General features: G+C 63.0%; 6 protein-coding genes. 5 read left to right on the forward strand and 1 reads right to left on the reverse strand.

The window, feature by feature from the left end; all coding sequences use genetic code 11:
- Positions 1-86: 86 nt before the first annotated feature.
- The 4 genes from V7D28_RS04170 (at position 87) to V7D28_RS04185 (ending at position 2,895) form a co-directional block, all read left to right on the forward strand.
- Positions 87-536 (forward strand): thermonuclease family protein, encoded by a 450-nt coding sequence (locus V7D28_RS04170; RefSeq protein ID WP_333586101.1) that lies wholly within the window; start codon positions 87-89, stop codon positions 534-536.
- A gap of 39 nt (positions 537-575) precedes the next feature.
- The gene (locus V7D28_RS04175; protein ID WP_333586102.1) at positions 576-974 is read left to right on the forward strand and encodes a type II toxin-antitoxin system HicB family antitoxin; all 399 of its coding nucleotides are present in this window, start codon (positions 576-578) and stop codon (positions 972-974) included.
- Between the two features lie 261 nt (positions 975-1,235).
- Positions 1,236-2,219: a hypothetical protein gene (locus V7D28_RS04180; protein WP_333586103.1), complete on the forward strand. Its 984-nt coding sequence runs from the start codon at positions 1,236-1,238 to the stop codon at positions 2,217-2,219.
- The gene (locus tag V7D28_RS04185) at positions 2,206-2,895 is read left to right on the forward strand and encodes a hypothetical protein (RefSeq protein ID WP_333586104.1); all 690 of its coding nucleotides are present in this window, start codon (positions 2,206-2,208) and stop codon (positions 2,893-2,895) included. Before V7D28_RS04180 ends, V7D28_RS04185 begins: the two co-directional genes overlap by 14 nt.
- A gap of 20 nt (positions 2,896-2,915) precedes the next feature.
- On the opposite strand, the gene V7D28_RS04190 is transcribed toward V7D28_RS04185, so the two are convergent.
- Positions 2,916-4,874: an AAA family ATPase gene (locus V7D28_RS04190; RefSeq protein WP_333586105.1), complete on the reverse strand. Its 1,959-nt coding sequence runs from the start codon at positions 4,872-4,874 to the stop codon at positions 2,916-2,918.
- Positions 4,875-5,053: 179 nt separating this feature from the next.
- Here V7D28_RS04190 and V7D28_RS04195 point away from each other — a divergent pair, with 179 nt between their 5' ends.
- Complete coding sequence (locus tag V7D28_RS04195) at positions 5,054-6,523, forward strand: hypothetical protein (protein ID WP_333586106.1); 1,470 nt, start codon at positions 5,054-5,056, stop codon at positions 6,521-6,523.
- Positions 6,524-6,975: the final 452 nt, after the last annotated feature.

Here is a 6,975-nt window from a genome sequence, read left to right on the forward strand (position 1 = left end):
CTGTAACCCTTAACCCTCCGATCGTGCAACGCAGCCCAGCGGTCAGTCAGCCTGACGCCATACCCGAACAGGTGTAACCCCAAACTATGCGCTCGGTCCCCCACCTGATCGCCCTCTCCCTGATCCTCACCGCCGGCTGCGGTGCGCCGGCGCAGGCACCCGCCCAACACCGCGCCCCGGCCGGCCAGCTCGTCGACGGCGCCCGGCTCTACGTCCACGACGGGGATACGGTGCGCCTTCTGACTGGCGAGCGCGTGCGCCTGGCCGGAATCGACACGCCGGAGCTGCCGCCGCGTGCGGCCTGCGATCGCGAGGTACGCTTGGCGCTGGCGGCCAAGGCTCGCCTGCTGCAGATGGTGCGCGCCGCCGACCGAGTCACCCTACACCGGCCGCCCGGTGAGCACCGCGACGCGGACCGCTACGGCCGCCTGCTGCGGGATCTACAGGTCGACGGCCGCGACGCCGGCGACATCCTGGTGGCCGAGGGCCTGGCGCAGGCTTGGAGCGGCCGTAAGGCGCAATGGTGCGTGCCATGATGTGTATCGCGCGCATACTGCTACGCTGAGGCAAGGCCCGTGCGCTACCATACCGCCCTAATCCATAAGGATCCCGACAGCGACTATGGGGTCTACTTTCCCGATTTTCCCGCCTGCGTGACAGCCAGCGCCACCTTGGGAGAGGCCGCCGCCATGGCGCGTGCAGCCCTGGATGGCCACGTATCGGTCATAAGGGGCGACAGCGACGCGATCCCTACGCCGTCGACAATGGACCAGGTGATGGCCGTCACCGAGGCGCGAGATGGCATGCCTCTGCTGGTATCGCTGGCGAGCGCTGGTCCCCCGCGAGTGGCCCAGGTCAATATCGCGCTGCCGGAAGATCTGCTGCAGGAGATCGACCGCACCGCCGAGGCGCGCGGTTACACACGCTCGGGCTTCCTGGCCGAGGGCGCACGACGACTGCTGACCGACGCCTAGCGCCCGCGTTACTTACGGCATCGCTCGGGCTTGCCAAGGGCGTGTGGCGCCGGTCGAAGGTGCTTCCTGCTATGGCAGTCGCTCACCTCGATGGCAGGTTCGCCCAGCCCAACCGAGGCTGCCCATGGCGGTTGCGACGTTCCTGGGCTTGGTCGGGCGGTCACTCGTCCCTAGGGCGACCTTCCGGCGCCCGCAGAGACGCCCGTCCATGACGTGGGGCTAGGCTAGATCGATGGTCCTTCAGACGCGAAAGGCGATCCGATGGAGCATCCCGGCGATCACGCTGTAAGGCGCGAATGGCTGTTAGGGCCAGCAGCCAACTTCCTAGCTCAACCGCACCGCGAAGCTGCGCGCCGAGTCCTCAACGACGCACAGCTAGAAGGCCGATTTGTACTGGGGTCATGGTCACGTCAGCATGCGCTTCTCGCGGTGCTCGATATTTTGCGCCATCAACCTGACCGAGAGGTGGATCTTGGCGCGCTCCGCGAGAGCTTCAACCGCCTAGAACCGACTGAATTCGTCGGTCTATGGCTTGGCGAGCCAGTTCGAGGCCTTGAGGGCATATTCCACCGGCTCGGGGCGCAAAGGGCCGAGAGCGCTGGAGCCTATGTCAAGCTGATCGCCATTCTCCGTGATGACGGGGTTGGGGCCGCCACCCTGCGCCACACGCAAGTCCCGACTTTCGAGGCGATTGAACGGCTTCACGCCTTACCCGATTGGGCGCGGGTCTCGGCGGTCCTGGAGATGAGGTTTCAGGAGGCGAGCACCGCTCTGCTCATCGTTCGGACATTGCGAGCGCAGGGCCGGCTCGCCTCCGACGCGGAAGCTCAAGCGTTCCTATGTAGTCGCCGATCTTCGATATTCGAACGGCTCGTGCGGGCGGGAGTCGACATCCACTTCCCTCAACCGCCCTGGCCGGGCGTGGCAGATCTCAGGCCGGTGGGCGGCCTGCGAGATTTGCTGCGCGTGGCAGACCGATTCAGCAACTGCCTTGGGGCGACGGCCGAACAGGCGGTTGAGGGCTCTGTCCATTACTATGCGTGGGAGGGGGAGGAGCCGGCAGTTGTCGAATTGCAGCGCGTTATGGGACTCGCCTGGATCATTTCTGAGATCGCGGGCGTCGAGAACAGTGCTGTGTCAAGGCGCACGGAGGATCAGATCCGCATGTTGATCCCCCTGGATGAGATCAATCAGCAATACTGCCATCAACGCCTGTCGCTCGGAGACCCGAATGCCGCGGCCTGACGAACTCTCGCCCCTGACCGGCGTCCAGCTCATGGGTCGGAATTACGAGGCCTTTCTGCATCATGCGCGCCGGCATGGTTACTGCGACCCCTTCGTCCCCTTCGTCGGCGATCGCTACTTCGCGCACGGACGGCGCATCGTCTACTGCGGCGTGGCTCCAAGATACGATGAGGCGCTCCGCTTCGCTGGCCCGGGCGAGGCGGCGGAATGGTCGCGGAAGGTCGTGTTGGACCACAACATCAAAAGCGCCTTCTGGCGCCTGATCGACCGCATCCTTCAGGACATTGAACCGGATCGGCCGGCAATGGCGCGGCGGGAGCGGATCGTTTGGACGAACCTCTCCAAACTCTGCTCGTCGGACAAGGCAACCGCACCGTCAGATGCTGACGCTGAATTGCGAGCGCTCAATGTGGAGCAACTAAGGTGCGAAATGGCGAGCTTGCGTCCCGACCTCCTGCTGTGTGTCTCCGGCAGTCAGTTGCAGACGACGGGCGTGCAGGCGTTCGGAGATCTGCAGTGCGGGCCGCTGACGCCTAACGCGGACCAGACCTGGGTCCGACAGCTCCCCACTGGCGGCGTTCTTTATTGGACAATGCACCCGCAGGGCAAAAGCCGTGCATGGGTCGACGCTGTTCTCGGCGACCTGGCCGCCCTCCTCCGCAACAGCCAAAGCTGATGATGCCGCAACGACGGGTCTCATAACTCGTCATCAAACAAGCCTATCTCGGCAAACTTCTGGCTCACGGCATCCCGGGCGTCAGCCTCGACCGACCAGGGTGGCGCTACAAGACCGCTCCTATGCGTTTGTAACTTTAATACTTTTTCGATCTTATCTCTCGCGAGATCGATGTCGTTTGGGGAATGTTGCATATTTAGGGTTGCTATCTCGGCGGCCCGATCGACGCCTGCGGCCCGCCACGCTTCGCGCGCCGACAGCTCCCAGCCGCTATCCAACCAAGCCAGCGCACCATCGCCGACCGCTGAGTCGTGCCCAATCCCGAGCCGAACGAGTAGCGCTTGGGCCTTGTCGCCTATTGCTTGCGAGACCGAGAAACGGCGCTTCGTGAAAGCTGCGCCGACGGGAGCTTGCCATTCTGCCGGGACCCCAAGCGCTTCAAGCATGGTCTGATCTCCATGCTCGATCCTCGGATCAAGCCCGCCCCATAGCCCGCGCATGAGCTCCCAGTGAATCTCAACGCGGCGGCTTCTGCCGGCGCTCACGGGCTTGCGCGTGAGCTCGGCTCGTCCGGGCAGTCGTCGACCTTCGACCCAGCGCGCCAAAGCGTTGCCATGACCGATCGGTACGTGACAGACAATGCGCGTGGTTCGACGGCCCCTGTTATCGATCCGGTTCAGGAGGATCCGGAGGAACTTCTGCGCGCCCCCAGGCGAGTCCGCCGCCTCAATCTTTCGCTGAAGCGCATGGCTAAAGCGGTCAATGTGGCGACTGATGTCGCGGGCGTCCTCCGCCCAAACAATGTCGATTTGCGCGTTGAAGGTCACGCCGTAGACCTGCATCGCGAATGTGGACGATTCATAGAGCCCGCTGACCTGCTCAAAGCTCAGGAATTCGTCGGCCTGGACTAGAGGCTGGCGCCGATCGTTTGGAAAATGGCGCTGTACGGGACGCGGGGAAACTGGCGCAGGCGACACCGCACCGGTGTCTTTCCGCTCGGTTGACCGGTCCCAAAACTCGCTGGCAAGTGCAAGCAACGCTTCGGTGCTGGCAGGCTCGCCGGCCGCTGTCCAGAAGCTCGAGAACTCGCGCCAGAACTGAGGCAGGCTTAGGCCAACCGCCTTTGACGCTGCGAGAAAGGGCTCTCTCAACCGACGCGAGGAGGCGGCGGCCTGGCGGGCCCCCGCCTGAGGCGGCGCAATTGGGCCCAGACGGCTTTCTATTACAGCGCGGAGGAGTTGAGCCACGACGGATCGAGGGCTCTCACCTACCCGCTCAAGAGCCGACAGCTGCGCTCGAAGATCACCTCGTCCGAGCGCCCACAGATAGTCCTCAAGCCAAGTCCGCCGTCTCGCAAGCAGCTCACTAGGGGCGCACCCGGTCTCGGATGCCTCTGAGGCAAGCTCCTGGAGGAGACCAATTGCCTGACGATAGCCGAGCGATTGTTCGGCGATGTTCCAAAGCAGATCATCGCCGTATCCCAGCTCCTCACCGTGGCATACGCGCCGGCACGCCTCGTGGACCTCCATGGTGGTCGGGGAAGGCGCCGCGATGACAACTACGCGGTCTCTCACCGCCAGCGCCGCACGCTCAATGTCATCCAGCGCAAAGATGAAGATCGCTGACGGTGACGGCGCCTCCAACGGCCCGCGAAGAAGCTGCCAGCCCGAAAGATCATCCGCATCGTCCACCAGGACAACGCTGCGCGAAGCACCTCCAAAGCTTGGCATGGCCAAGTGCTCAAGGAGCCCACGAATGCTGGTTCGCGTCTGGCGCTCCGGGGGCTGCACCAGCACCGCCCCGCAGCCATCGAGATTGAGGCAGTTGTTGCAAGCTCCGCACGGCCTCGGGGCGCTCGCTGCACGACAGACCACCGCCTTCGCGTAAAGACGCGCGAGCGTGGTCTTTCCGCTCCCACTCGGCCCATGAAGCAGTAATGACGGCCATTCGCCCGATGCGGCGGCACGCGAGATCGCCATCTTGAAAGCTGCGGCTCCGACAAGCTCGCCGAGCGTCTCTGGCCGATATTTCTGTGGCCAACTCGCCACGGTTCACCTCCCGAATCCGGCGATGGGTCGGCCCGCTCAATCGATGTGCCTGGATTTCACTATATACAGGACGCTCGACCATTGGCTGCGGGCGCCCAGTCGAGGAGCCCATGCGCAGACTCAAAAAGGAGCTCTATGCTTCTGACCGCAAAAGCCTGGTTTTGCTCCGAGACCAGATCAACGGTGTGCTCGCAAACCCACTGGTTAAGGGCAAGCCCCCTCGCCGCTACGTGGGCGCAACGGACGGGACGGTGAGCGCCCAACGCTGGCACCTTGATGATGCGGTGAGCATCATTCGACACGCGCGCTTACCGAAAGGTCCGCAGGCTTCGTCAACGCCGCCCGCCTTACATCCCCAGCGCTCAAAGCCGAGGGCGCTGCTTGTGCTCGAGCACGGCCGCCTGAAGATCGTACAGCGGAAGTCGGGTGCCACCTGCTGGACCACAATCCCCGCACAGGTCGAGGCTTTGGAGCCAAAGGCGTTTTCGATCACATACGAACATCTGGCCCACATCAGCGACAGCTTGCTAGCCGCATCTGGAGATCGACCGGGCCGCGGTTCATCCGGACAGCCTTTGACCTTCAGGCTGTCGACGGAGGATAGGCTTTGGGAGTTCTTCGATGAGACCTCCGAAGGCGCGCGGACCCACCCGGTTCGCATTCCCGTCCGGCCCGTGAAGCCAGACCCTTCGCCCGTCTGGGCCCAGTCGATCTTCGAGGGGGTCGAATTCGATGCGGCGCAACTCGCAAGCGCATTGAAGCTGCTTCTGGCCTCCACCCGCCACGTGGGGCGCGAGCTTGACCGCCTCAAGGCGAGCGGCGCCGAGCTTCCAGTGACTCGGCGGCAAGATTTCGCGGCGGTCCACGTTGAAGATGGCGCGGCGCGCATCGCGCTGCGGAGTTGCACCGCGGAGGTCGAAGCTCAAGGCCTGAAGGGGCTACGGTTCGCGATTGGGCGCCAAGACGCAAAGGCGCTTGTGCGCGCGCTTCATCTCATGACCGTCATGCGGCGAACAAAATACGCCGACCAACACATGCTAGTGACACACCGGCCTCGGTGGTCGAGGCTTGGCGACTTGCATGTGATTACCAATGGTGACGTCGGCTTCGCCTTCAACGCGGCGAATTCCGCGCAGCCGCAAGATCCCAAGACTCTCGATGTTGTCATTCGGGCGCGCCAGCAGATCGACCTCGCCAGCGACCACCGTCACGTGCTGTCCCTGAAGCTCGTCGAAGATGACCTACGAAGCGGCATTGGACTGGTGCGCTGGGATGCGGGGAACGCCCTGCTTTCGTTGGGGAAGCGGGGCAAGGTTGCGCAACCCATCGTGCTTAATGCCATCAATGGAGATGCGTATCCGCCCGCACAGATTTATGGCCCTGAGGGCCAGATCTCCTTTTTCACGTCCGACCTCCTGAACGTCCTCGATGCGCTATATGGCGGCGCAGTTGACGTCGAGATCTTGGGGATGGGGGATAAAACCGCACTTCGGCTCACCAGAGCCTTCAGCGACCATAGCTTTAATGCGTGGCTCGCCGCGATCCCGTCTTCGGATCTCGCAGACGCATATCGACGATGATCTCAGCCAGTAGGGCCACGGCTGCTCCATCGGGACCGGCTCGGCGCCCCATTCCAAGGCCAACAATGGCATGCACGACACCCGCGAGAAGAATAATTTCTGATCAATACCTATAATCAGGAGCAATATGGGACGCAAGGATTGGCGAGAGGCAAAGTTTCTCGAGCTATCTCGAGAAGCCGGCTGCATATGGCAAAGACCTAATGGCAATCATTACAAGAATGGTCGATTAAATTACTACCCGTCGACCGGCACTTTTACAATCGATGGTGGGACAAGCGGCCGCTGTTCGCCTGAGATTGCCGTAGAGCTCGCGATGCGCGAGCAGATCCCGCGTCCCCAGAAAAGTGGCGAGGAGCGCGGGCCGGATATCATTTGGCTCGCAGATCTCTGCTGCCCCGAAGTCGACCGATCCTCCGAGGATCGAGACTAAAATTCCCCCTTCCCACCTC

The sequence above is a fragment of the Phenylobacterium sp. genome, assembly GCF_036723115.1.
GTDB lineage: Bacteria > Pseudomonadota > Alphaproteobacteria > Caulobacterales > Caulobacteraceae > Phenylobacterium.